Annotated in this window: 29 protein-coding genes; 16 read left to right on the forward strand and 13 right to left on the reverse strand. The window is 52.3% G+C overall.

Annotated elements, in window-relative coordinates:
* Positions 1 to 2: 2 nt before the first annotated feature.
* Positions 3 to 1,382, reverse strand: a complete 1,380-nt coding sequence (locus DP119_RS08485) for a sensor histidine kinase (RefSeq protein ID WP_112232726.1) — start codon at positions 1,380 to 1,382, stop codon at positions 3 to 5.
* A complete protein-coding gene (locus DP119_RS08490; RefSeq protein ID WP_112232728.1) occupies positions 1,379 to 2,053 on the reverse strand; it encodes a response regulator transcription factor in 675 nt (224 codons plus the stop codon). Before DP119_RS08490 ends, DP119_RS08485 begins: the two co-directional genes overlap by 4 nt.
* A 143-nt stretch (positions 2,054 to 2,196) precedes the next feature.
* Here DP119_RS08490 and DP119_RS08495 point away from each other — a divergent pair, with 143 nt between their 5' ends.
* From DP119_RS08495 to DP119_RS08505, 3 genes are read left to right on the forward strand one after another with little or no spacing between them, the layout of a single operon-like run.
* On the forward strand, positions 2,197 to 2,667 hold the full coding sequence (locus tag DP119_RS08495; RefSeq protein ID WP_112232730.1) for an HIT family protein: 471 nt from the start codon (positions 2,197 to 2,199) through the stop codon (positions 2,665 to 2,667).
* 27 nt (positions 2,668 to 2,694) lie between these two features.
* Complete coding sequence (locus DP119_RS08500) at positions 2,695 to 3,141, forward strand: PaaI family thioesterase (protein ID WP_112232732.1); 447 nt, start codon at positions 2,695 to 2,697, stop codon at positions 3,139 to 3,141.
* Positions 3,142 to 3,174: 33 nt separating this feature from the next.
* Positions 3,175 to 3,543, forward strand: a complete 369-nt coding sequence (locus tag DP119_RS08505) for an iron chaperone (protein ID WP_112232734.1) — start codon at positions 3,175 to 3,177, stop codon at positions 3,541 to 3,543.
* Positions 3,544 to 3,638: 95 nt separating this feature from the next.
* Here DP119_RS08505 and DP119_RS08510 read toward each other — a convergent pair whose 3' ends face one another.
* Complete coding sequence (locus tag DP119_RS08510; protein WP_112232736.1) at positions 3,639 to 4,640, reverse strand: EAL domain-containing protein; 1,002 nt, start codon at positions 4,638 to 4,640, stop codon at positions 3,639 to 3,641.
* A 220-nt stretch (positions 4,641 to 4,860) separates the two neighbouring features.
* Here DP119_RS08510 and DP119_RS08515 point away from each other — a divergent pair, with 220 nt between their 5' ends.
* The 5 genes from DP119_RS08515 to DP119_RS08535 all read left to right on the forward strand — a co-directional run bounded on the left by DP119_RS08515 (position 4,861) and on the right by DP119_RS08535 (position 8,268).
* Complete coding sequence (locus DP119_RS08515; protein ID WP_112232737.1) at positions 4,861 to 5,322, forward strand: DinB family protein; 462 nt, start codon at positions 4,861 to 4,863, stop codon at positions 5,320 to 5,322.
* Between the two features lie 141 nt (positions 5,323 to 5,463).
* Positions 5,464 to 6,297 (forward strand): STAS domain-containing protein, encoded by an 834-nt coding sequence (locus DP119_RS08520; RefSeq protein WP_112232739.1) that lies wholly within the window; start codon positions 5,464 to 5,466, stop codon positions 6,295 to 6,297.
* Between the two features lie 100 nt (positions 6,298 to 6,397).
* On the forward strand, positions 6,398 to 7,156 hold the full coding sequence (locus DP119_RS08525; RefSeq protein ID WP_112232741.1) for a hypothetical protein: 759 nt from the start codon (positions 6,398 to 6,400) through the stop codon (positions 7,154 to 7,156).
* 22 nt (positions 7,157 to 7,178) lie between these two features.
* Positions 7,179 to 7,649, forward strand: coding sequence for a GNAT family N-acetyltransferase (locus DP119_RS08530; RefSeq protein WP_112232743.1), 471 nt, complete (start codon positions 7,179 to 7,181; stop codon positions 7,647 to 7,649).
* Complete coding sequence (locus DP119_RS08535) at positions 7,639 to 8,268, forward strand: NUDIX hydrolase (protein WP_112232745.1); 630 nt, start codon at positions 7,639 to 7,641, stop codon at positions 8,266 to 8,268. Before DP119_RS08530 ends, DP119_RS08535 begins: the two co-directional genes overlap by 11 nt.
* 57 nt (positions 8,269 to 8,325) lie before the next feature.
* Here DP119_RS08535 and DP119_RS08540 read toward each other — a convergent pair whose 3' ends face one another.
* From DP119_RS08540 to DP119_RS08565, 6 genes are all read right to left on the reverse strand, one after another.
* Positions 8,326 to 9,108 (reverse strand): putative hydro-lyase, encoded by a 783-nt coding sequence (locus DP119_RS08540; protein ID WP_112232746.1) that lies wholly within the window; start codon positions 9,106 to 9,108, stop codon positions 8,326 to 8,328.
* A 14-nt stretch (positions 9,109 to 9,122) separates the two neighbouring features.
* Entirely contained in the window at positions 9,123 to 10,328 is a 1,206-nt protein-coding gene (locus DP119_RS08545) for an NRAMP family divalent metal transporter (protein ID WP_112232748.1), read from the reverse strand.
* Positions 10,329 to 10,350: 22 nt separating this feature from the next.
* Positions 10,351 to 11,121 carry a LamB/YcsF family protein gene (locus DP119_RS08550; protein ID WP_112232750.1) on the reverse strand — a complete coding sequence of 257 codons (771 nt, stop codon included), beginning with the start codon at positions 11,119 to 11,121 and terminating at the stop codon, positions 10,351 to 10,353.
* Complete coding sequence (locus DP119_RS08555) at positions 11,118 to 12,098, reverse strand: 5-oxoprolinase subunit C family protein (RefSeq protein WP_112232752.1); 981 nt, start codon at positions 12,096 to 12,098, stop codon at positions 11,118 to 11,120. Before DP119_RS08555 ends, DP119_RS08550 begins: the two co-directional genes overlap by 4 nt.
* Positions 12,082 to 12,780 carry a 5-oxoprolinase subunit PxpB gene (pxpB, locus tag DP119_RS08560; protein WP_112232754.1) on the reverse strand — a complete coding sequence of 233 codons (699 nt, stop codon included), beginning with the start codon at positions 12,778 to 12,780 and terminating at the stop codon, positions 12,082 to 12,084. The genes DP119_RS08555 and pxpB overlap by 17 nt, the downstream gene beginning before the upstream one ends.
* A gap of 277 nt (positions 12,781 to 13,057) precedes the next feature.
* On the reverse strand, positions 13,058 to 13,903 hold the full coding sequence (locus tag DP119_RS08565; protein ID WP_112232756.1) for a transporter substrate-binding domain-containing protein: 846 nt from the start codon (positions 13,901 to 13,903) through the stop codon (positions 13,058 to 13,060).
* Positions 13,904 to 14,083: 180 nt separating this feature from the next.
* On the opposite strand from DP119_RS08565, the gene DP119_RS08570 reads away from it, so the two are divergent.
* Genes DP119_RS08570 through DP119_RS08585 form a run of 4 tightly spaced genes read left to right on the forward strand, consistent with a single transcriptional unit; the run spans position 14,084 to position 17,628 of the window.
* Positions 14,084 to 14,734 (forward strand): TetR/AcrR family transcriptional regulator, encoded by a 651-nt coding sequence (locus DP119_RS08570; RefSeq protein ID WP_240616400.1) that lies wholly within the window; start codon positions 14,084 to 14,086, stop codon positions 14,732 to 14,734.
* Complete coding sequence (locus DP119_RS08575) at positions 14,731 to 15,636, forward strand: ABC transporter ATP-binding protein (RefSeq protein WP_112232758.1); 906 nt, start codon at positions 14,731 to 14,733, stop codon at positions 15,634 to 15,636. The genes DP119_RS08570 and DP119_RS08575 overlap by 4 nt, the downstream gene beginning before the upstream one ends.
* Positions 15,636 to 17,237, forward strand: coding sequence for an ABC transporter permease (locus tag DP119_RS08580; protein WP_112232760.1), 1,602 nt, complete (start codon positions 15,636 to 15,638; stop codon positions 17,235 to 17,237). Before DP119_RS08575 ends, DP119_RS08580 begins: the two co-directional genes overlap by 1 nt.
* 13 nt (positions 17,238 to 17,250) lie before the next feature.
* Positions 17,251 to 17,628: a VOC family protein gene (locus DP119_RS08585; RefSeq protein ID WP_112232762.1), complete on the forward strand. Its 378-nt coding sequence runs from the start codon at positions 17,251 to 17,253 to the stop codon at positions 17,626 to 17,628.
* A gap of 98 nt (positions 17,629 to 17,726) precedes the next feature.
* Here the strand turns inward: DP119_RS08585 and DP119_RS08590 are convergent, their stop codons facing one another.
* On the reverse strand, positions 17,727 to 18,416 hold the full coding sequence (locus tag DP119_RS08590) for an LrgB family protein (RefSeq protein WP_112232763.1): 690 nt from the start codon (positions 18,414 to 18,416) through the stop codon (positions 17,727 to 17,729).
* 2 nt (positions 18,417 to 18,418) lie between these two features.
* A complete protein-coding gene (locus tag DP119_RS08595) occupies positions 18,419 to 18,793 on the reverse strand; it encodes a CidA/LrgA family protein (protein WP_112232765.1) in 375 nt (124 codons plus the stop codon).
* Positions 18,794 to 19,128: 335 nt separating this feature from the next.
* Here DP119_RS08595 and brnQ point away from each other — a divergent pair, with 335 nt between their 5' ends.
* The gene (brnQ, locus tag DP119_RS08600) at positions 19,129 to 20,502 is read left to right on the forward strand and encodes a branched-chain amino acid transport system II carrier protein (protein WP_112232767.1); all 1,374 of its coding nucleotides are present in this window, start codon (positions 19,129 to 19,131) and stop codon (positions 20,500 to 20,502) included.
* 46 nt (positions 20,503 to 20,548) lie between these two features.
* Here the strand turns inward: brnQ and DP119_RS08605 are convergent, their stop codons facing one another.
* Positions 20,549 to 21,211, reverse strand: a complete 663-nt coding sequence (locus DP119_RS08605) for a GntR family transcriptional regulator (RefSeq protein WP_112232769.1) — start codon at positions 21,209 to 21,211, stop codon at positions 20,549 to 20,551.
* 163 nt (positions 21,212 to 21,374) lie between these two features.
* Between DP119_RS08605 and DP119_RS08610 the strand changes: the two genes are divergently transcribed.
* Positions 21,375 to 21,734 carry a SpoIIAA family protein gene (locus tag DP119_RS08610; RefSeq protein ID WP_112232771.1) on the forward strand — a complete coding sequence of 120 codons (360 nt, stop codon included), beginning with the start codon at positions 21,375 to 21,377 and terminating at the stop codon, positions 21,732 to 21,734.
* Between the two features lie 6 nt (positions 21,735 to 21,740).
* Complete coding sequence (locus DP119_RS08615) at positions 21,741 to 22,097, forward strand: SpoIIAA family protein (RefSeq protein ID WP_112232772.1); 357 nt, start codon at positions 21,741 to 21,743, stop codon at positions 22,095 to 22,097.
* Between the two features lie 658 nt (positions 22,098 to 22,755).
* On the opposite strand, the gene DP119_RS08620 is transcribed toward DP119_RS08615, so the two are convergent.
* Positions 22,756 to 22,959 carry a hypothetical protein gene (locus DP119_RS08620; protein WP_112232774.1) on the reverse strand — a complete coding sequence of 68 codons (204 nt, stop codon included), beginning with the start codon at positions 22,957 to 22,959 and terminating at the stop codon, positions 22,756 to 22,758.
* A 121-nt stretch (positions 22,960 to 23,080) separates the two neighbouring features.
* Between DP119_RS08620 and DP119_RS08625 the strand changes: the two genes are divergently transcribed.
* Positions 23,081 to 24,271: a class I SAM-dependent rRNA methyltransferase gene (locus DP119_RS08625; RefSeq protein WP_112232776.1), complete on the forward strand. Its 1,191-nt coding sequence runs from the start codon at positions 23,081 to 23,083 to the stop codon at positions 24,269 to 24,271.
* The last annotated feature ends 110 nt before the right edge of the window (positions 24,272 to 24,381 follow it).

The raw sequence follows: 24,381 nt of genomic DNA on the forward strand, positions 1-24,381 counted from the left end.
GTCTATGCAGATGATGAGGATGTAAGAATAACAGCTACGGTGGTGCCGGCGCCCGGCGCGCTGTCGAGTTCGATCCGGCCGCCGTGGAGCTCGATGATTTCCCTGGCAATCGATAGGCCGAGGCCGGAGCCTTTTTGGCCGCGTGTGCGGGCCTGGTCGGCGCGGTAAAAGCGCTCGAAAGCATGTTTCGCTTCGTCTTCTGACATGCCGATGCCGTGATCGCGCACCGTAATATGGATCTGGCGATCATTTTGCGTAAGCGCAACGTCGACCGAGCCGCCCTGTTCACTGTATTTCACTGCATTGGTCAACAAGTTTTCCCAGACAGTTTGAAGCAGCACCGCGTTGCCTTGCGTATAGGCTGGCGTAAGCTGTGCGGATAGCGCCAGTTCTTTGGCGTCGAAGGCATAGCGCAAATGGCTGAGCGTCGTGTGCAATTGTTCGTGGAGTGCGACGGTTTCGAGCGCTTCAGGCGTTTCCTTGTCGACCGATGCCAAAGTCAAGAGTTGCGTTGTCAACAGCGACAGGCGCGCCGTCTCTTCGCGGATGATTTCGGCGTAGTACTGCTTGTCGGAATCACTGATGCCTGGTTTCTCCAGCAAGCCGAGATAGCTTTGGATCGTATGGAGCGGCGACTGGATATCGTGGGAGACATTATGGACGAATTCCTTGCGTTTGACAGTCGACTGTTCAATGCGCGAACGCATCAACCGAAACTGGTCGGCAAGGCGGCCGATTTCGTCCCTCCGGTCGATCGCGAGCGGCACGTCAAAGGTTTCCGTCGCCATTTTCTCGGTCGCTTCGGTCAATTTCGTGATCGGCTGGATCAATAAGCGCGCAACCAACAGCATGCCGAGAAAACTTAACAGCACGATCCCTACGGCCAAACCGCCGAACAACAGATGGAGTTCTTGGAACAATAGCTCGATGTCGGGGCGCAGGAATAAAGCATAGGATTCACCGCCAAGCATCACGGGGACGCCGATGGAATTTTGAAGTTCATTGGCGAAAAAGCCGGTGACGAAAGTTTGGCGCGGAAAATCACGGATGCCGTTGAAGGTGTCTCCCCCGAGCACGCGCTGGACGTCTTCTTGGGCGATCGTTTCATCGCGGAATTCGCCGCCAAAGCGTGAGACATCACGGCCATCGGTCAAATACAATTGATAGCCGGCGTCGCCGAGCACCTCGAGTGTGATTTCCACTTGGTTCGGCGGCAGGCTGCTCAAATGGCCGGCAAACGATTGGGCAATCGCGAGGTTTTTGTCGTTATTGTCTTCTTTCAAAAATTGGTGGTACAGCGTATTCATCGCGAAAAACGAAATGGCGCTGCTGATGAGCATCGTCAGGAACGTGAACCAGATGAATTTGACATACAAGCTCATGAATCGGCCTCCAATTTATAGCCGACGCCGCGCACCGTGACAATCTTGACATCCGGCGCGAATTGCTCGAGCCTCGCGCGCAGCCGTTTGATGTGGACGTTGATGGTCTGTTCGTCCCCCTGGAAATCAAGCCCCCATACGCTTTCGATGATGGCGTCCCTTGTAAAGACATGGCGCGGTTTAGAGGCAAGCAAGACGAGCAGCTCAAATTCCTTCAATGGAATGAATGACAAGCCGTTTGGCGAGCGCAATTCGTAGCTTTTCAAGTCGATCGTCAACGACCCTGCCGTAAGGGTATTGTTTTCGGGATGGTCGTAGCGGCGCAAAATCGCTTTAACACGGAACAGCAATTCCTTGGATTCGAACGGTTTGACCAAATAATCATCGGATCCGGCGAGAAAACCGCGTTCCTTGTCTTCGATGTGGTGGCGTGCTGTCAATAGGATGACCGGGATATCGTAGTCTGTGCGGATGCGTTCGGTTAATTCAAAACCGTCGATCCCGGGCATCATGACATCGACAATCGCGAGGTCTACCGTCTGCTGTTCCAGACGCGCCAATGCCTGTTCACCGTTTTCAGCGGCTATCACTTCATAGCCATGTTGCCGGAGCTCCCCGGCGACAAACTGGAGCATATGTAAATCGTCGTCTACTGCGAGAATGCGGATCATGTAAAACCCTCCTTGCCTATTAGTATAGGACATCATGCGGAAAGGCGTTAGATTTTCCTTTCACGGATGAAGCCAGCTTGTATAATGAAAAGAAAAGGCCTGCAGCATAACGGATTTTGCTGCGGCGGAAAGGGGTGCGGGCGATGAGTGGGATTTCAGGACATACAGAACGGGGGTGCTTAGGGTGCAGGCTGTCAAACGGCGGGTTGCCGGTGCACATGGTGTATGAAAACGAGTGGGTGGCGTGTTTTTTGGACCACGATCCATTCAACGAAGGGCATGTCCTCATATTGCCGAAAGCCCATTACCGGTTTATCGACGACATGGACAGCGAGACGGCACTTGCCATTTTAAACGCGTCACAAGTGATGAGCCGGGCCATCCGGGAGCTATACGCGCCGTTTGGCATCACGCAAACGCAAAATGGCGGCGGGGCCGACGAATTGACGCATTTTCATTTGCATGTCGTTGCCAGAAATGAAAATCAGCCGTTCGCAAGTTTTTATACAGGAGACGATTGGGATAACGAAGCGTTGAAAAACCAACTGGCCGACACGCGCGCTCAATTGGTGGCGGCTGTTGAAAAGCAACTCTCGGGGTTTCCCGGGAAATAATGCGCAGCGAAGACAAAGGAGGCTGTTATGCCAAAACGAATCGATGAACAAGCACTCCATCAACAGCATTACGCGGAAATCCGAGATAAAGTGGCAAGCGATCCCTATGCCAAGTCACTCGGCATCCGTTTGACGAAATTCGAAGAGACGCTGGCCGAGGCGGAGCTGGTGGTGCAAGATCACATGGTCAATGCGTACGGAACTGCGCACGGTGCGGTCATTTACGCACTCGCTGACCATGCCATGTCGGTTGCAAGCAATGCGCACGGCAAAGCATCGGTCGGTTTGTCGACCAATGCCCAGTTTATCCAAGCAGCAAGACCAGGAGACCTGTTGACGGCGCGCGCGATCGAGACGAAGCGCAATTTCCGTGTCGGTTTCTACCGCGTCGACGTGCTGCGCGGAGACGAAATCATCGCGACAGTTGACGGGGTAGCGTACCGGAAAGACCAGTATTTCGTGGACACGGAATAATAGAAAGCTTTTATTGTAAAGGAGGCACAGGGCATGAATGAATTTGAAGAGTACTTGGCGAAGATCGACAACCCGGATCACCGCGAACGGGTCGAGGAAGCATTGAAATGGGTCATGGAAACCTATCCTCAGCTCGTTCCGCGTGTTGCATGGAATCAGCCGATGTTCACCGATCACGGCACTTTTATCATCGCGTTCAGCACCGCGAAAAAACATATGGCGGTGGCACCGGAAAAAGCAGCGATCGACCGCTTCGAGCAGGACGTTGAAGCAGGCGGCCATTCGAGCACGAAGCAATTGATCCGCATGAGCTGGGACCGTCCCGTCGATTACGCATTGCTCGGCAAATTGATTGAATTCAATATCGAAGACAAAGCGGATCATGAGAAGTTTTGGCGGTAAATGAGACTATTTCGTAACGGGAGTGTTTGGAATTCCCTCTCATGACTCGATTTAATGCAACGAGAAAAGGAAGAGACCACGGTCTCTTCCTTTTGTTATGAAGCCGTTTTCGCCGCAAGCGGTGCTGCCGCCGGCTTGCCGAAGTAATAGCCTTGGAACAATTCATAGCCTTGTGCTTTGAGCCAAAGGAAATCCTCTTCGGTTTCGATGCCTTCTGCAAGTGGCGTCGAACCGACTGCTTGGGCTTTTTCGAGGAAACTTTGCGCCACTTTCTGCTTTTCTACATCTTGAGCAACGTCCAAAACGTATTTCATATCGAGCTTCATGAAATGCGGCTTCAGCTCGCCGAGCACTTCAGCGGTGCTATAGCCTTCGCCGACATCGTCGAGTGCGTATTGGAAGCCTCGCGATTTGTAATAGCCAAGGATACGTTTCAAATGCTCCAGATCATCGACTTTCTCGGATTCGACGACTTCGAACACCATTTGCTTCGGGTCGACGCCTGTCTGGTGGGCCAGGTCAATCGTCGACCGCAGGCAAAATTCGGGCGAGTAAATCGAAGTCGGGATGAAATTGATGAACGCTTTTTCGCCCGATAATTGGCCGGCCGCTCGGACAGCGGTCATCCGGCAGACACGGTCAAGTGCGTACAAACGGCCGCGGCTTTTCGCGGCAGGAAAGATCGTGTTCGGATAAATCACCTGGCCCTCGGCGTCGTGGAACCTCGCGAGCATTTCATAGGCAAAGACGTTGCGGTCTTGATCGACGATTGGCTGGAAATGGGAAACGATGCGCTCGTTTTGGATAACTTCATCGATCCATTCCATATCGAACACTTGGCGCATGTCGGTAATCGGCTGGTAACTTTCCTGGTTGATGCGGAATTCTGCCTCATCCATTTCAAGTAGGTCTTCACAAAAACTCAAAAATTCACGTGCGCCGAACTCGCCCATGCGCAGCCGGTTGTCTTTCAGAGAGACGTCCAAGCCTTGGCGCTCTAAATGGCCAATGGCAATGGGGATGATGGAACGGTTCAATTCACCGCTTAGGCGAATATCAAAAGTCAGTGTGGAGACTGAACAATTATTGCAGTTCAAACATGCTCCCCCTTAAAATTGTGGTAATTAAAGTATATCCGAGGTGACTTAATTCACAATAAAAATTTGCAAAGTATAAAAAACAAATGAAAAAAAACAAAGTATTTGCCAAGAGCGGATTAGCTTTCTGAATGGCCGGTATGGCGGCGAGTCGGAAGCTTTGCCTTGTATCCTGTGAAAACGCTAAAATGGGAATATTCACATTTCTGGAGGCGATAGGATGAATGAAGAAATAATGTTTCGGCAATGGAAAACGTGGCGCGGGATGATCATCAAACTGCTCGACCATATCAGCGAAGAGGAAGCGGACCAAATGCCTGCGCCGTTCCGCAACTCGATCCGCTGGAATGCTGGCCATTTGGCAGCAGGAATCGACAGTTTTGTCTCGAAATCACTTGATACAAAGCCTTTTCTGCCAGAACGCTACCAGACATTATTCGCAAGCGGCACATCCCCGCAGAATTGGGAAGGCGAGGTTCCTTCGCTTGAAGAGCTCAAGCAAGTATTGCACGACCAGCCCGACCAAATCGAACACGTAACCGCCGGCAAGCTCGACAGCAAATTGCTCGAGCCGTTTCTCGGCATGGAGACCCTCAGGGAAGTCCTGGCGTTCATGATTTCACACGATGCGCTTCATCTCGGAACGATGAGCGCCATCCGCAAAACGATTAAAATCCAATAAGTGCCTGAAAGCCCCGCCGATATCTCGGCGGGGCTTTGTTACAGGAGTATGACATTGTCGTTTCCATGGTCATATCGGCGTGCCTGCCCTTATGCAAAATGGTATACTGAAAGCAATTCATTGGAAAAGGTGGCAGGCGGAATGTCTTCATTTACGGAGTTTTGCGGATATATCAAAGCGAGCCCGCATACGCTCGCTGAACAAGTAGTGGACCGGGTGCTTGCGAAAGTCGACCAGGACATCCCGGATGAGGAGCGTTTGCGGGCGGTGGACATGTATGAGAAATTACTTGGCTATCTCGGCGAGACCATCGGCAATGAAGCCGACCTTGAGGTGCCGGATGCACTCATCGAGTGGAGCAAGCAAAATGCAGAGATGCAAGTCTCAGCGGGCGGCAAGATTTCAGAAATTGTCGTGCGTTATCCGCCGACGCGCGTCGTCATTGCAGAATTGTTCACGGAACTGAGCGTCAAAGCGGGACTGAGCCTGGAAGAAAATTCGCTCGTCATCAAACGCATCAACACCCTGCTCGATGTCAGCTTGAACGAAACCTTCTTTGCGTTTGAACGGCTCCAGGAAAAATACGAAGCGGAAATGCAAAGCGAGATGATTGCGCTGTCGGCACCGATTGTCCCGGTCGCAGATGATGTCGTCGTCTTGCCATTGATCGGATATCTCGACAGCTATAGGGTCAACCATATTTTGACGAATGTCATCCCGCGTGTTGCGGAGATGGGGGTCTATCACGTCATCGCCGATTTCTCGGGCGTCTTGACGATCGATGACCAGACCGCAGAAGCGATCCACCATATCGGCAGTACGCTCAGCTTGATGGGCATCCACGTCGTCGTGGCGGGGCTCCGGCCGGACTTGGTGCAGACCATCGTCCATTCAGGCATTCAATTATCATCCGCGGATGCCTATGCGACGGTCAAGCAGGCACTGGAAAGCCTGGAAAAAACAGAAATTAAATGATTCTTTAAAAGGAAGGCTCCGGCCTTCTTTTTTTCATGCAGGAATATAGATGTCTCGAATCGAAAGTAAGGGAAGATGGACGAGGAGAGGGGATCGGGAAATGCGGGCAGGTGAACATATTCTGAATGTATGGCGGCGCTTTGACGGGCTGCCGATGGATAATTTGGTGAAGGCCTGGAATTATGAACGGGCTGGGTTAAAAAAACAGCGCAGTGTGGGGCTAATGCGGGAGCATCGCGAGGCATACGGGCTTGGCGGAAATTGCTTCGATTTGGCTCTTTGGCTGATGGCGGAATTTCGCGAGGCGGGGATCGAGGCATATGCGGTCGGTTCGGAACTCAGTTCGGAAGGGGCGCATGCAGCGGTCTTGGCGCTCGATGAAAAAGGCAGGCGTTTTCTATGTGATTTAGGAGATCAGTGGCTACAGCCGATTTTAGTGGACACTCAAGACCCGGCTTTCTCGGAAGCCCCGCAAGCCGGTTTTTTTCCGGGAGCGGACGTGCAGTTGTCGGCTGAGCCTGATGGCATGACGGTCATCTATCAACGCCCGGGCGGAAAATTATCGGTGCAGAAGTATTCACTCGACCCAGTCGGCGAAGCAGCATTTTGGCAGGCAGCGGAATATTCGCAGCATCAGCTTGGCAAAACCCCGCTCATCGAAGTCCGCATACCGTTCGAAGGCGAAGTGGCGCATTGGGAGTTCAACGATTGGCAAAGCGAGCTCAGCACGAGCAAGGGCTTGTTCAAGGAAGAAGCTGCTGCGTCGTTTGAAGAATGGGTGGAGCGCATCCATAAACGGTCAGGCTATGACCGCGATGTAATAGAAGCAGCACTCGCATTCTACAAAAGCATGGACTGAACAAGGCAAGGAGGCAAAATTCATGAATATCAATTCATTACCGAAAGAAATCCAGACAGAGCGGCTGAAGCTGGTGCCGATTACGGAAGAACTGTACCTCAATTTATACGGCAGTTATGAAATGGGCGCACATATCAGCCTGCATTTGGATGATTTGAAACAAGACCAGCGGCTTTACGGTTGGGGTGCCTGGGTCGCTTTCGATCGATCCGGCGTGCCGGTTGGCGATATGGGGTTTAAAGGGAGGCCGGATAAAGCCGGAAAAGTGGAGATCGGCTATGGCGTAAAAGAGTCGTATCAAGGAAACGGTTACGCCACAGAAGGCGTGCAAGGCTTGATCGACTGGGCATTTTCGTTTCCGGAAGTGCGGGAAGTGACGGCGGAATGCTACGAAGACAATGTACCATCGATCCGCGTGCTCGAAAAGCTGGGGTTTGAACGAACTGCGCAGTCGAAAGAATTGGTATTTTGGAGATTGCGCGATGGCTATTGAAAAAATCGCCTGTGTGACCGAACAAGGAGCGCTGACAGGCGTCGCGGCACGTGATGAAGTCCATCGGCAAGGCTTGTGGCACGAGACTTTCCATTGCTGGATTGTCTCGCATGAACTGGGCCACACCCGGGTCCATCTACAGCTGAGGAGCCGGGATAAAGCGGATTTCCCCGGGCTTTTTGACATTACGGCAGCGGGCCATATTGCAGCGCACGAATCGGTGAAAGACGGCGTGCGGGAAATTGAGGAAGAACTTGGCTTGGCGCTTTCGTTTGAGCAATTGACGCCGCTCGGGGTGGTGAACGATGAGATTTTGCTGCCCGGATTCACGGACCGGGAGCGGGCTTACATCCATTTATACGAAGACACGCAAATCGACCTAGCGGATTATCGCCTGCAAGCAGAGGAAGTAGCAGGCATGGCAGCAGTGGATTTCCGGGCATTCTTTGAATTGTGTATGAATCAAACAGAAAAAATCGATGCCTGCGGTTTTATTGAAAGGCCAGAGGGCAGGAAGCCGTTCCGCAAAAAAATCGGCTTGCCCGATTTCGTGCCGCATCAACCGTCGTATTGGAAACAAGTGGCGATCCGTATCCGCCGGCAATTGATGGATAGTTAAGCCGAAAAACAAAAAGCGCTTGTATGGAAATTTTCCATACAAGCGCTTTTTAGGTTGTCAAAATATACTGAAGTCTTCAGATTTCAAATCAGTGATGAACATATGACCCGGTGCATGGGTGATCATCAAGGAAGGTTTGCTTTCCATGGCGACAGCTTGAGGCGTGACACCGCAAGCCCAGAAGACCGGCACTTCTCCTGGCTTGATTTCCACCGCGTCGCCGAAATGGGGCTTTGTGATGTCTTGGATGCCGATCGATTCGGGATTGCCGATATGGACGGGCGCGCCGTGGACATTCGGGAAGCGGCTCGTCACTTGCACCGCGCGGACGATGTCTTGTTCTTTGATCGGGCGCATGCTGACGACAGTCGGGCCTTGGAAGCGGCCAGCTGGAACGGCGGGAATCGATGTCTTGTACATCGGCACGTTGCAGCCTTGTTGCTGATGGCGCATCGGGATGCCGTTTTGCGTCAGCGCTTCTTCGAATGTAAAGCTGCAGCCAAGCAGGAACGCGACCATATCGTCGGTCCATAATGAACGGATATCCGATGTTTCTTCCGTCAATACGCCGTCCCGGTAGACGCGGTATTTGGGAATGTCGGTGCGCAAATCGGCGATCGGCGCGGACAGGGCCGGGACGAACGAACCGGGTTCCGTGACGTCGATGACCGGGCAGGATTTTGGGTTACGCTGGCAGAACAGCAGGAATTCAAATGCCATGTCTTTCGGCAAAATGGCCAGATTCGCTTGGATGAATCCAGGGGCGAAGCCCGAAGTCGGCGCTTGGAATTCGCCTTTTCGGATGGCGCTGCGCAGCTCTTCCGGAGATGTGAATTGCATGTTTCAATCACTCCTTATTTAAATAATTGCGGGATGCCGTTCAAGAGCGTATAGCCGCCCATCCATGACATGGCGATAACGATCATAACACCGAAGATTGTCATCCACAGCGGATGTTTGTAGTCGCCGACGATTTTCTTCTTGTGTGCAGCGATCAGCATAACACCGAGTGCGATCGGCAAGATCAAGCCGTTGAGTGAACCGACGAGCACGAGGATCAGGACCGGGCGCCCGATGGAAATGAAGACGATGGTCGAGATGACGATAAAGCCGATGGTCAGGTAGCGGTGATATTTCTCGAGTACCGGGCTGAACGACCGGATAAACGAAACGGATGTATAAGCAGCACCAACGACCGACGTGACAGCGGCTGCCCACATGACGACGCCGAAGATCTTATAGCCGATATTGCCGGCGGCAAGCTGGAACACCGAAGCCGGCGGGTTGTCCGGGTCGAGCGCAAGCCCTTGCGAGACGACACCGAGTACGGCGAGGAACAGGATGACGCGCATGATCGAAGCGACACCGATCGCATAGATGGAGCTTCGGGTCACTTGCGGCAAATGCCGTTTGCCGGTCATGCCGGCGTCGATCAGGCGGTGGCCGCCGGCGAATGTGATATAGCCGCCGACCGTTCCGCCGACAAGCGTGACGATGGCGAAAATATCGATCGTGTCCGGCACGAAGGTTTTTGCAACGGCTTCACCGACAGGCGGCTGTGCCGTGATCATGACGTAAATGGTCAGAGCGATCATGACAAAACCGAGAAGCTGGGCAAAGCGGTCCATGGCGCGGCCCGCTTCTTTGACCATGAAGATCCCGACCGCAAGCAAGCCGCTGAGCCCGGCGCCGAGTTCCGGGGAAATGCCGAATAGCACATTCGTGCCGAGCCCGGCACCGGCGATATTCCCGATATTGAAGGCGAGGCCGCCGATGACGACGAGAAACGCCAGCACATAGCCAAGCCCTGGCAGCACGTCATTCGCGATGTCTTGTGCGCGCTTGCCGGAAATGGCGATGATGCGCCAAATGTTCGTCTGCGCACCGATATCGATGATGATGGAAATGAGGATGACAAAACCGAATGAAGCCAGTAAGGTTTCAGTGAAAACGGTCGTTTGGGTCAAGAATCCTGGCCCGATAGCGGAAGTCGCCATCAGGAAGGCAGCGCCGAGCAGGACGCTGCGGTTGGTGTTTTTCATCTTTTTGACATTGTTCATGGAAGTTCCTCCTTGGGCGGTGTTAGACGATTTTATGGATATGTTGGATATCGATTCCCGCCTCTTTCAAGGAACTGGAAATGTGCATCGCGAATTCTTTTGCGGTCTTGCCGTCGCCGTGTATGCAGATCGTATCGGCTTTCAAGGAAGTGTCAGTGCCTTGTGTCGTCGCAACTTTATTTTCTTTGACCATGCGGATGACTTGCTCGATCGCAGCGTCCGGGTCGGTGATGAGTGCATTAGGCTGGCTGCGCGGAGTGAGTGTCCCGTCCGGTTGGTAGGTCCGGTCGGAGAACACTTCATTGGCGGTGCGCAGGCCGATCCGTTCACCGGCTTTGACGATTTCACTGCCTGATAAGCCGAACAGCACCAGTTCAGGATCGATTTTATAGACCGCTTCCGCGATGGCTTCTGCCAGCTTGGCATCAGTAACGGCCATATTGTATAGGCCGCCATGCGCTTTTACATGCTGCAATTTCCCGCCTTCTGCCTTGACGAAGCCGTAGAGCGCGCCGATCTGGTAGATGACAAGGTCGTATACTTCCTGGGGCGTCACGGCCATATGGCGGCGCCCGAAGCCGGCCAGGTCTTGCAGGCCGGGATGTGCGCCGATTCCGACATTCTTCTCGAGTGCGAGCTTGACGGTTTCGCGCATTGTCGCCGGGTCGCCGGCGTGGAAGCCGCAAGCGATATTGGCGGAGCTGATGTAATCGAGGATCACCCGGTCATTGCCGAGCGTATAAGGGCCGAAGCTTTCGCCCATGTCGCAGTTCAAATCTACTTTGTGGTTCATGTCCATTCCTCCCGTTTCATTTGGATGGCAATCTTCAATTGGCGGATCTGCTGTTCTTGCTCAATATAAAGCTGTTGTGCGTCGTTGACGGATATTTCACGGAACTTCAGCGATTCGCCGGGTTTCAATTGGCTGATCAGCGGCAAGTCGACCGAAGCCACTTGGCCAATCTTCGGATAGCCGCCGGTCGTCTGGCGGTCGGCTAAGAGGACGATCGGATTGCCGTCTGCAGGTACTTGCACAGAGCCGAACGCGACTGCTTCCGAAATCAATTCCTCCTGCCTTTCAAGCGCTAGTTCAGGTCCCTCCAAGCGATAGCCCATCCGGTCCGAATTGGCAGAAACGGTGAAGGTTTCCTCGAATATGCGCAAGCGGCTCGCTTCATTAAAGAGCGCGTATTGCCGCCCAGGCATCATCCGGACGATCGGCTGCTCGTGGTAGCGGGCAGGCGGGATAAGCCAATCCGGCGTCTGGGCATTCTGGTTTTTCAAGGCGTCCAGGCGCGCAGGCGAAATGGACAGCGTCTTTAAGCTGTCGCCATTTTTCAACGCGCGCCCCTGGAAGCCGCCGATGCCTGCCCGTAAATAAGTCGAGTGGCTATCCATGACGGACGGAACGTCAAAACTGCCGGCTACCGCCAAGTAACTGCGGGCGCCGCGTTTCGGTTCACCGAACGACAAGACGCTGCCTTTCGGGACGAAATGGCCACGCCACATGGCCAGTGGCTCGCCGTCAAGCGAAGGGGACAAATCACCTCCGCAAATGGCGATGAAATGGTCGGCTTCGAACTCGATGACCGGCCCAGATAAGGCGATCTCCAAGGTCGGGGACGTTTCCGCATTGCCCGCGAGCAAATTGGCGATGCGGTGGGCAAACGGGTCCATGACGCCGCTTGAGATGACGCCGTAGCGCTGGAAACCTGTTCGGCCAAGGTCCTGGACCGCTGTCTGCAGTCCGCTTTTACGAATGTTCAGCATCTAACTTCGCCTCCTGTTCGCGGTATTCGGCTTCATCGATCTGCGTGAAGCGGATTTCATCGCCTGCGCGCAGCAAACTCGGGATGTCCTGTTCGGGAACGAACAGTCGCAGCGGCGTCCGGCCGATCAATTGCCAGCCGCCCGGTGTTTCGATCGGGTAGACGCCGGTTTGCATGCCAGCGATCCCGACAGTGCGTTCCGGGATGCGCAAACGCGGCGACTTTCTTCTGGGTGCCGCGATTTTTTCGGACATGCCGCCGATGAACGGGAACCCTGGGGCAAAACCGATCATGTGCACACTGTAGACGCCGGACGTGTGGATTTCGATGACTTCTTCTTCGGTGAGTCCGTTATGCTCCGCGACAAAGCTGAGGTCAGGGCCGAATTCGCCGCCATAGCAAACCGGGATTTCGATTTGACGAGGAGTAGGTGGTTCGGCTTCATCCAATTGTGCAATCAAGAGACGCAATTCCTGTTCGGCTTCCGCTTGCTTGATCTGGCACGGGTCGTAGAACACCGTCACGGTCGTGAACGCCGGGATGAATTCAATCAGCCAGTCGGGTGCTTGTGTTTCCAGGAGCGATGACAATTTGCGCACCGCCTGTTCCGACTCTTTATTGATGATGGCACCGGTTTCGATGACCAGCGCTTGTTCGCTGAGCGGGGAAAATGTGAATTTCAAAAAAAGCTCACCTCTTCTGCAGAGTATTCTAAATACTTTAACAGTATAATGCTATTCACTAGTGAATGAAAGCGGAGAAAAGTTGGAGTTTAGCGAGTACGCCTGCCAGTAAATCGCTGAAACTATCGAAAAGAATCAATAATTTGGCCCACTGAACAGGAGGATTGTGGAAATAGAAAAGGAAGCGCTTTCGAAATGAGGGGAGTGAATGTTATTAAAATAATAGCATTTCATAAAAACCCGATGGCCGCAGAAGCGGGCATCGGGCCAGTGGAGCTTATTCTTCAATGTCGATCGGCTGTGTCACATCGGCTCCGTCAAAGAACTCAGCGGAAATTTCAGCGATGGTGCCGTCTTCTAGCATTTCATCAATTGCTTTGTTGACGTTTTCGACCAGTTCGTCGTTGCCTTTGTTCATGACCATGCCGCCTTCAGATGGGCGGTATTTGATCGTCGGGTGGATGACGATGTCGAGTTCCGGGAATGCTTCGATGGCAAGCGTCTGCAAATAATAATCGTTGAGGATGACATCGGTGCGGCCGATTGCCACATCGCGCAAATAGGTTTCATTCGTCGCATTGTCATAGGTCACTTCTTCAGCGCCGTAAGAACGGGCGGTTTCCATATAGACGGATGTCGAAGCGCCGGCTGCTTTTTTGCCTTCGAGATCTTCGAGCGTCTCGATGCCGGAAAGGTCGCCTTCGCGGACGATAGCGGTGCCATAAGAATATTTAAACGGCGTGGAGAACGCGAATTTCTCCTTGCGGTCTTCGTTGATCTCGATATCGTTCGCGGCGATATCGACTTGGCCGGTCTGGACGGACGTCATCATCTCATCAAAGCCCATTTCAGAGAATTCCACTTCAAGTTCGAGACGTTCAGCCATTTCGCGGACCACTTCGACTTCAAAGCCGGTCAATTCATCGGTGCCTTCCTCGCGGTACGAAGTCGGGTAAAGCGTGCCCGATGTCGCAACGGTCAATGTACCTTGTTCTTGGATTTCATCCCATGCGCTTGCAGTATCAGCGGTTTCTTCGCTGTCGCTGCCGCATGCAGACAAAGTAAGTGCTGCAGCTGCAGTAAGTGCGGCGACAGAAAACTTAGATGTCATGATTTTATTCAAAAGAAGCTCCTCCTGTCTTGTCATACTTATGTAAAACATAGCACGACAAGCGCTTCCAGGAAAGTGCAAATGCATGTGAAAATGAAGGCGGAATTATCTGATTATTAAATTTGACCAGGGTGGTCTACTGTTGTATATTTAAGTCGACCAAGGTGGTCTAGTTGTGTGGGGGAAAAGGAGGTGGACATCATCATTGCACGATTTGAAAGCTTGGAAGAAAGCAAGCAACACACCATCCGCCAGGCAGCGCTCGAGGAGTTTGCGCAACATGGCTATGAGAAGGCGTCGACCAACCGCATCGTCAAAGCGGCTGGGATCGGCAAAGGAATGCTGTTTTATTATTTCACCAGCAAGCAGGAGCTCTACGAGTATTTGGTGAAGTATAGCCTTGAATTCATCCAGATCCGCTATTTGGATAAAGTGGACGCAGGGGAACCGGATTTGATCGAACGGCTCACGCAGCTGGCCCGCTTGAAGATGGAAGCCCAAGCGGAAAATGAAGAAGTATTCAAGTTCTCGGCGGTCTTTTTGCAAGAAGGCGAAGCGTATTTGCCGAAAGGGCTGGCAGCGAAAATAGAGGAATTGAAGCAATCCGGCTACAGGCTCATGTATGAAGGCATCGACAAAAGCCTCTTCCGCAAAGATGCAGACCCGGAGAAAGTATTTCATTTGATTCGCTGGGCGATTGATGGCTACCAGCAAGAACTTCTTGCGCGGTTGACCGGGCAGAAACTTGCAGATATCGATTTCGCACCGTATTGGGAAGAATTCCATGCCTATTTGGCCATTTTGAAGAATAGCTTTTACGAAACGGAGGAGGGATTGCGATGACAGTCGTCAAAACACATGGGCTCAGTAAAACCTTCGGTGATTTCAAGGCACTTGATGGGGTCGACATCGAAGTGAAGGAAGGGGAAGTGTTCGGCTTTATCGGGCCGAACGGGGCAGGGAAGTCAACGACCTTGCGCGTCTTGCTGGGCATTTTGAAAGCATCCGAAGGCAGTGCCGAGATTTTCGGCAAGGATGTCTGGAAAGATGCGGTCGATATCCATAAGCGGGTGGCGTATGTGCCGGGTGACGTCAATTTATGGCCGAACCTGACCGGCGGCGAAGTGATCGATTTGTTCGGGAGGCTGCGCGGTGGCTACGACAAGGCCCGGCGCGATGAGTTGATCAGCCGCTTCGGGCTTGACCCGGGCAAGAAATGCCGTACCTATTCAAAAGGAAACCGCCAAAAGGTGGCGCTCATTGCAGCATTTTCCGCAGATGCGGATCTCTATATCTTCGATGAGCCGACTTCTGGCCTCGATCCGCTCATGGAACGTATCTTTGCTGAATATGTCCATGAAGCGAAAGCGCAAGGCAAGAGCATCCTGTTGTCGAGCCATATCCTGTCGGAAGTGGAAAAGCTGTGCGACCGGGTGGCGATCATCCGCAAAGGGCGCATCATCGAAACCGGGACACTCAAGGAAATGCGCCATTTGACCGGTTCCTTGATGTTCATTGAAACCGACAAGCCGATACCGGATTTGGCGGAGCTTCGGGGCGTACACCGCGTGCAGGCATTTGACGGTGGCTGGTCGTTCCAAGTGGATGCCGATGAACTTGACGCGGTCGTCCGTCATTTGAGCTCATTTGGCATCAAGCGGATGGAAAGCCGGCCGCCGACGCTGGAAGACCTGTTCATCCGCCATTACGAGGAAACGGAGACAGGAGCGGGAGGTGGCGTGTGATGAGCCAGCTTTTTGACCATACATGGAGTTTGATGCGTTTCATCCTGCGGCGTGACCGCGTCCGCTTGCCGATTTGGATTCTATCCTTTGTCTTTGTGTCGGCGGGCATCGTCCTTGTCTTCGAAAATTTGTACGGAGATGACAGCGAGCGCCAGGCCATTGCGGAAACGATGGAAAACCCGGCCATGGTCGCCATGGTCGGGCCCAATTACGGCGGGGCGGATTACACGACCGGCGCCATGACGGCACATGAAATGCTGGTCATGACCGCGGCGATTGTGGCCTTGATGAACATCCTGCTGGTCAGCCGCCATACCCGCGGCGATGAGGAAGAAGGGCGGCTGGAACTCGTCCGTGCGCTGCCGGTCGGGCAGTTGTCCAGTTTAACGGCAGTGCTATTGGTGCTTGCAGCGGGCAATACGCTGCTGGCAGTATTGACCGGCGTGTCGATGGCCGCATTGCAAGTCGATAGCGTCGACCTTCACGGTTCGCTATTGTTCGGGGCAGCGCTCGGTGCGACCGGCTTGTTCTTCGCTGCGCTAACGGCCGTGTTTGCGCAACTCACGCAAAACGCCCGTGCGACGACCGGCTTGTCAATCGCCGCTTTACTGGTGTTTTATATGACCCGTGCGATTGGCGACGTCATGAGCGAAGCGCTGTCGCTCACTTCGCCGCTCGGCTGGATCCTGCGCGCCAAGCCGTTTGTCGAAAACTTGTGGTGGCCGGTCGTGCTATCGGTCGGTTTGGCGATTGCGCTGTCCATCTTGGCGCTTTACCTGAACAGCATCCGTGACCACGACTCCGGCTTCTTGCCGACACGGGCGGGCCGTACGCAAGCCTCGGCAATGCTTCATGGGCCGTTCGGCTTAGCATGGCGGCTTCAGCGCACCGGCTTGATCGCCTGGGCGGTCGCTTTGTTCATCCTGGGTGTCTCGTACGGTTCGGTGCTCGGCGAGATCGAACGTTTTTTTGAAGGCATCGATTTGTTCCAGCAATTGATCGTTGAGCAGGCAGGCTTTAGCTTGATCGAGTTGTTCATCCCGGTGCTGTCTTCGGTCATGGCGATTCTCGCCTCGATTCCGGCGATCATGGTGATGCTGAAAGTGAAGGCAGAAGAAAAGAACGGGCGCATGGAACACATTATCAGCCGTTCGATTTCCCGCTGGCGCGTGGCATTCAGCTATTGGCTTCTGGCGATATTGACGGCAGTCACAATGTTGTTCTTGACCGGTATCGGGCTGGGCCTTGCAGGCAACGCCGTTCTCGCCGAAGATCTGCCGCTTGGCACGTTTATCGGCGCTTCGTTCGTGTATTTGCCGGCAGTGCTGGTCATGATCGGTTTGGCACTCGTGTTCATCGGCTTTTTGCCTGGTTTTGCGAGCGTCATCTGGCTCTACTTAGGTCTATCATTTTTCGTTGTTTACCTGGGTGAGCTGCTGCAGCTTCCGGATTGGGTGGAAAAGCTGACACCTTATGGCCATATCCCCGCGATTCCATTGGATGAGGTCAATTACGGCGTGCTCGCCGTGATGGCAGGGATCGGGATCATCCTTTCAGTGGCAGGGGCATATGGTTTCCGCCGGCGTGACTTGAAAACTTAAGGAGGTTAATCAGATGACCGAAGCGATTACGACGTTTTTGCTGTTTCAAGGCCAAGCAGAAGAGGCGATGAAACTGTACACTTCAATTTTCGGAAATTCCCATATCGGTTCTATTTCGTACCGAGAGGACGGCAAAGTAGAGCAGGCAAGCTTTACATTGGCAGGCACCGAATACATGTGCATCGATAGCCCCGTTCCGCATGAGTTCACTTTTACGCCTGCTGTGTCGATATTTGTCCAAGTGGATGATGAAGCGCAATTCGATAGAGTCTATAGTGCTTTAAGCGAAGGCGGAAAAGTGCTGATGGAACCTGGCGATTACGGCTTCAGCGCGAAATTTGGCTGGTGCAATGACCGCTTCGGCGTATCCTGGCAAGTGACTATTAAATAGAAGATCCCCGGCGCACCGATGCACCGGGGATTTTTTAGGAGTTATTGTGCTGCGATGACGGCAAAAGGACTCGGTTCCTCGCTTTCGCTGAACGCAGGTTAAAGCAGCAGCCAGGCAGCGAGCGGGCTGAGCAAAGCGCCGAGGACGGCGGCCAAGGTCATCGCGACGGAACTCATCGAGGCATCTTCCGGGCCGTATTCGAACGCTTTCGCTGTGCCAAGCCCGTGAGCAGAAGCCCCGAGGCCGATCCCGCGTCCAATCGGGGAATCGATGTTCAGCAATTGCAGCAAATAGGGGCCGAGAAGGATGCCCGTGAAGCCGGCGACCATGACGAATACGGCAGCCAGCGACGGGATGCCGCCGATTGTCGTCGCAACTTGCATGGCGACAGGCGTGGTCAATGATTTCGGCAAGACCGTCAGAATCAATTCTTCCGTAAAGCCCAGCCAGCGCGTAAACAAGGTGCCGCTGGCGAGGCCAGCGATGACGCCGGCAACAATGCCGGCAGCGATCGGAACCAGGTTTTTCTGGAGCAATTCACGATGCTTGTAAAGTGGCACGGCAAGCGCGACGACAGCCGGCCCGAGAAAGGCTGCGACCCAGTCGCCGCCTTCCATATAAGTTTCATAAGGAATATCGAACAGGATTAAAATGGCGACGAGCGCTACCGTCGCCGTGATGACGGGGTTCAAGGGTGTTTTGCGAAACCGCAGGTAAAGAAAATTGGCGACGACGTAAGCTGCTACGGTCAGCACGGAAAAGATAATAGCTGAAGGAGTGAATGCCATGATTACGATTCCTCCTTGTGAACTGTACTGCGATTCGCGATGTGCTGGCTTGCGAGCCCGGCAGCCCCCATCGTCATCAGCGTACTGATGACGACAATCGGCAGCAGTAACACGCCTTTTCCGGAGAACAAGGGACCATAATCAACCACGCCGACCGTCGCCGGAATGAAATATAAAGAAAGAAAGCTCAACAGAAAAGTGGCGCCGGCGTCAATCCACTCAAGCGGATAGATCTTCAGCAGTAATGCACTGAACAGCAGCAGAAAGCCGATAATACTTCCCGGCATCGGTAAATTGAGTAAGGCCTGAATGGCTTCGCCGATCAATAAAAAGCCATAGAGGACAAGTAATTGTAAAACAATGCGTATGATTTTCATTGGGTACCTCCGCCTCCCCGACAGTTTTGGAAAACGATGGACGTCTTCATATATGTAGATATTTTACAGCAATGGGCTGGAAATGCGAGCCGCTATTTTCGTCAAAAGAAGCGGAATAACTGTAAGGACAGGAAGAAAATGATATAGCGAAAAAGCACTGTATATATACATTCTACATGAATGATGAAATTTTCCGAAAATAAAACTTTAATGCTTGCATTTTACCTGAGATGTTGTAGTATTACCTTATGCAATATATCGCATACAATTATTCGTTAATAGTATTTTGAGATAAAGAAGAGTGAATATTCAAAAAGTAAAGGAGTTAATTAAGCATGGACAGCAAATTATCGATGAAGGCTTATCTTATCATTGGCACAATGCTTTTCGCGTTATTTTTCGGGGCGGGGAATTTAATCTTTCCGGCACAACTCGGCCAATATGCAGGGGAAAATGTTTGGTTGGCGATGGCCGGGTTCTTGACGACAGGTGTCGGCTTGCCGCTTCTTGGCATCTTGGCCATCGGCTTTTCTAAGAGCCGGGACTTGCAAGATCTTTCGAGCCGTGTACATCCGGTCTACGGATTATTGTTCACCGCAGCGCTTTATTTGACGATCGGGCCATTCTTCGCGTTGCCGCGGACGGCAGCCGTTTCTTATGAAGTGGGCATCGTGCCATTCATCAGCGAAGGGTCGATGACGGTCGGCTTGATCGTATTTTCAATTGTCTTTTTTGCAGTATCTTTATTGTTGTCGTTGAACCCGACGCAAATGGTCGAAAGCATCGGCAAGTTTTTGGCCCCAGCGATCTTGGTCGTGCTCGGTATCCTGCTGGTCGCAGCGTTCTTCTCCCCTATGGGCGAGGCTGGCCCTGCGCAAGAGGGGTATGCAAGCGGTGCTTTCCTGACCGGCTTTACAGAAGGGTATAATACGATGGACGCGCTTGCTTCACTCGTGTTCGGCATCATCGTCATTTCTGCTGTGCGGAAAATGGGCGTCACTTCATCCAAAGGGATCTTGAGAGCCACACTTCGCAGCGGTGTGGTTGCAGCCGCTTTGCTGGCAGTCGTGTATTCAGGAATCGCATTCCTGGGTGCCACAAGCACATCCCAGCTCGGCCTATTGGAAACCGGCGGGCCGGTATTGAGCGGAGCTTCGAGCCATTACTTCGGCACATTCGGCGCCTTGCTGCTCGCTGTTATCATCACTTTGGCGTGCCTTACGACAGCGGTCGGCTTGACTGTAGCCAATGCGGAATTCTTCCATAAGTTGACGCCTGGCATCAGCTATCGCACATATGTCTTTATCTTCACCGTATTTTCATTGGTCGTCACGAATGCCGGACTATCGAACATCATCACGTATTCCATTCCAGTATTGATGTTCTTGTATCCATTGGCAATCGTCCTGATCATGCTGGCGTTCTTGTCGCCTCTTTTCCACCACAGCCGCATCGTCTACGTATCGGCTATTGGCGTGACATTCTTCATCGCGATCGTTGACGGCTTGAAGACTTTGACGGGATCGCTTGGCATAGCAAACCCGACTTGGCTTCAAAGCATCATCGACTTCTATTCGGAGGTTCTGCCGCTATACGCTGATGGGCTCGGCTGGCTGGTGCCGGCTTTGGCCGCCATCATCATTTCCGGCGTGGCTGTCCGCTTGAGAAGCCGCGGGGAAGCGGAATCCCCAGCTTTCACAAACCGCTAAAAAAAGCTGTTCCCTAACGTGTCGGACACGTTGAGGAACAGCTTTTTTAAATGCCTTTGGAAGCGGTCAGGTCATCGATGGTACGGACCCAGTTGGATTTCATCAGGTGTGTAATCTTCTCGCCGTCCCCGGCTTTTAGTGTTTCGATGATTTCGATGTGCTCGTCGTGGGAGCGCATCGTCAAAACTAGGGAATGATGGAAAAATTGTCTGCGGACATGCGATTGAAGCTGGCCGAGCATGGAATCTATATAGGGATTTCCAGCCGCATCCACGATGATCTGGTGGAATTCTTCATCGATTTTCAAAGCAGAGAAGGAATCACTGTTGCGGATGGCACGCGCAAATTTGCGGTTGGTTTCTTCCAACAGGCCAAAAATCTCAGGCGTTAAATTTGGAATGGCAAGTTCACCGGCAAGCGCTTGGAGCGCGGCAAGGGGGGGCAGGAGGTGTTTGATGTCTTCGATATGGATATCCGTAACGCGTGTCGCTTTGCCGGGAAACATTTCGATGAATCCTTGGACTTCAAGAAGTTGCAATGCTTCGCGGATCGGTGTCCGGCTCAAATTGAGCGCTTCAGCGAGTTCGGTGTCGACCAGTTTCTCGCCGGGCTGCAAGGTGCCGTCGATGATCCATTGCTGCAATTGCGAATGGGCACTTTCTTTAGCGGAAACGCGTACCGGTCTTGTATGGTCTACAGGAATCGGCATAGTAAATCTCCTTTCGAAATTATCTGACTCCATTATACACTAATTTAAGGGGTGATAAAATGCAGAATGCGATATATCTAAAACGGTGATTTGCGAATGTCAGTTTGAGGCCCTTCCTAAAGGGAATAACAGCATTATCAGGAAACTTTAAGGAGGAGCCGCCATGCTATCATTCGTTACCAGTAAGGACGAACAAACTCTTGCCATCGAAGTGGAAGGCAAAGTGACGAAAGACGATCTGAAGAAATTCGACAATGTGGTATTCGAAAAATTCCGCAATGATGAGAAATTCAATGTTTATGCCGTAATCGGCGATATCGACGTCCCTACAGCAGGAGCGATGTTCGAAGAGCTGGCCGTCGATGCCAAACGCTGGAGCCAATACAATAAACTCGCGGTCGTGAGTGAAAAGAATTGGCTTGATAAAGTATCGGGCGTCATTGACAAAATGCCTGGCGTCCAAGCCGAACACTTCCCGATTGACCGGATGGAACAGGCTTGGGACTGGATAAAGGAGAGGTGAAGAGACATGCTGTCAATTGTACCGAGTAAAGACATAGAAACGATTGCGATTGAAGTGGAGGGTCGTGCCAGCAAAGCCGACATCGAGAAACTAGACCACGTCATCCGCGAAAAAGTGAGCGAAAAAGGGCATTTCAATATGTATGCAATCATCTACAAGGTGGAAGATTCGACTTTGTTCGATGCGGCAGACAGTGCCGAAATCGACCGTGAAAGCTGGAGCCAAGCGCGCAAGTTCGCGGTCATCAGCGAAAAGGACTGGACCTCGGCAGCGAGCGGCTGGCAAGGCTTCGCGGAAGGCCTGGAAACACGCCATTTCAACCTCGACGAAATGAACGATGCATGGGAATGGATGCAAGAATAACCAATGAATACAAAGCGTTCCGCATTGCTGCGGAGCGCTTTTTTCTTTTCAGAGAACTATTGAAGCCAGAAATTAGAATACTTGGAATGAAAAGAAGTGAAAAGAAGTGAAAAGAAGTGAAAAGAAGTGAAAAGAAGTGATTGGAAAAGCTTGCGCTTTTCGACTGCGTTTCAGGGGACGCTTGCCGGGGGAGGTGGGTGTTGAGCCAAGGCGGCAAAAAAGCGCGCCACCTTTGTCTCGCCAGCCCGCTCGGCCCCCCAGGCGTCGCCCCTTCCACTCCGTCTCTAGTTTTAGAGTGAAAGATTATTTTTTCAGCTCATTAAATATTAAATGTAGAAACAAATCAGGTTTTCTAGCTCAAGTCATCTTTGGTATAGAGAAGCTAGCTTGTCCAAGGCATCAATATGCCAGACGCTGCATCTCAGGAAGCGATTCCCCCGCTAGCCGGTAACTGAATAAAGAAGCAGACCTGTTTAAACATATTCGGATCAATGAAATCTTCTAGCCGCCTAGCGTAAGGGGGTGAGCCGACGCAGTAAGACAAGTGTTCTTCTTGGCTTGCTGCCAAAGGCCAACCCAAAGCCGGGCGGCGACTACTAACCTGAAGCTCCGATAGAACAGCAAACACATTTCTGCAAGCTAACCCTCATTATCTCCACTAAGCTTCTTCAATGCGCACAAGCTCAGCACGCACGATGTGGAACAGATTCAAGACAATCGTTTTGCCCGCTGCATCTTCGACAGGAAGCAGGCTGACAGCAATGCCGATGAAATGGTCTTCAAGCGCGCCTTCAATGCGGATATCTTCCAGCATGTCCCCGTTCGTCAGCAGGATATTGTAGATGTAGAACTTCTTTTTCACGACGGCTCCTCCTTTCCTTATCCAATTCACGGAAAAAGGCGTTTGAAAGTGGGCAGGGCGACGGATTTCCTTTACACTGATTATAATGCAAAATGCAACGGCATAGATAGGATGAGGAATTGTGAGAAACGAATTGACGGCAACAGTGAAAGACTCATTGAGAAATGAATTGGCGAAAGGATCCCCGCTCATTACAAAAGACGGGTTGATGAGTGAAATCGACGCGCCGGAAGGGACTTTGCTGCGCCTCGTCGACAAAGACGGACAATATTTGGGCACGGGCTATTACGGCGAACAGAACAAGGGCGCCGGCTGGGTCTTGACGAGAAACCAGGACGAGGCGGTCAGCCAAGCCTTTATCGAACGCAAGCTGGAGTTGGCATTCAGCCGCCGCGAGAAATTCTTCAACAATCCGGAGACGACCGCTTTCCGTGTCTTCAACGGCGAAGGGGACGGTTTCGGCGGATTGACAATCGATTATTATGCTGGATTTTACCTGCTGTCCTGGTATAGCGAAGGCGTCTACTCGTTCCGTGATGATGTCGTGGCAGCTTTGGGGAATGTGGTGGAATGCATCGGCATCTATGAGAAAAAACGCTTCGATACAAAAGGCCAGTACATCGAAGACGACGATTTCGTGTCAGGCGAGCGCGGGGAATTCCCGCTGATCGTCAAAGAAAACGGCATGAATTTCGCGGTGTATTTGAATGACGGCGCGATGACCGGCATCTTTCTCGACCAGCGCGATGTGCGGCAGGCGATCCGCACGAAATATGCGGACGGCAAAACCGTGCTCAATACCTTTTCCTACACAGGGGCCTTTTCCGTGGCAGCGGCGCTTGGCGGTGCGGACAAGACGACGAGCGTGGATCTCGCGAAGCGCAGTTCGGCGAAAACGATCGAGCAGTTCAGCATCAACGGCATTGATTTCGATGAACAGGACATTCTGGTCATGGATGTCTTCAATTATTTCAAATACGCGAAGCGCAAGAACTTAAGCTTTGATATGGTCGTCCTCGATCCCCCAAGTTTTGCTCGCTCGAAAAAGCATGTTTTCAGTGCAGCGAAAGATTACACCAATTTGATGAAGGAAACGATCGATATTACTGCGCCGGGCGGTTTGATCATCGCCTCGACCAACAGCGCTTCATTCAATATGAAGAAGTTCACCCAAATGATCGATAAAGCATTCAAAGATAAAAACCAGAAATACAAAGTGGTGGAAACTTATAGCCTGCCGGCAGATTTCCACGTAGACAGAAGATTTCCGGAAGGCGATTATTTAAAAGTGCTATTCCTCCGTTTATTGTAAGGCGGGCTCATAGGCAGAATAAAGAGCGCAGATGGGCATTCATACATGAATGTGCATTGGCGCTTTTTGCGTTTGTGCATTTCGTTAGTTGGAGACTTTGGTTTATAATG

It is taken from the genome of Planococcus maitriensis (assembly GCF_003289925.1).
Classification (GTDB): domain Bacteria; phylum Bacillota; class Bacilli; order Bacillales_A; family Planococcaceae; genus Planococcus; species Planococcus maitriensis.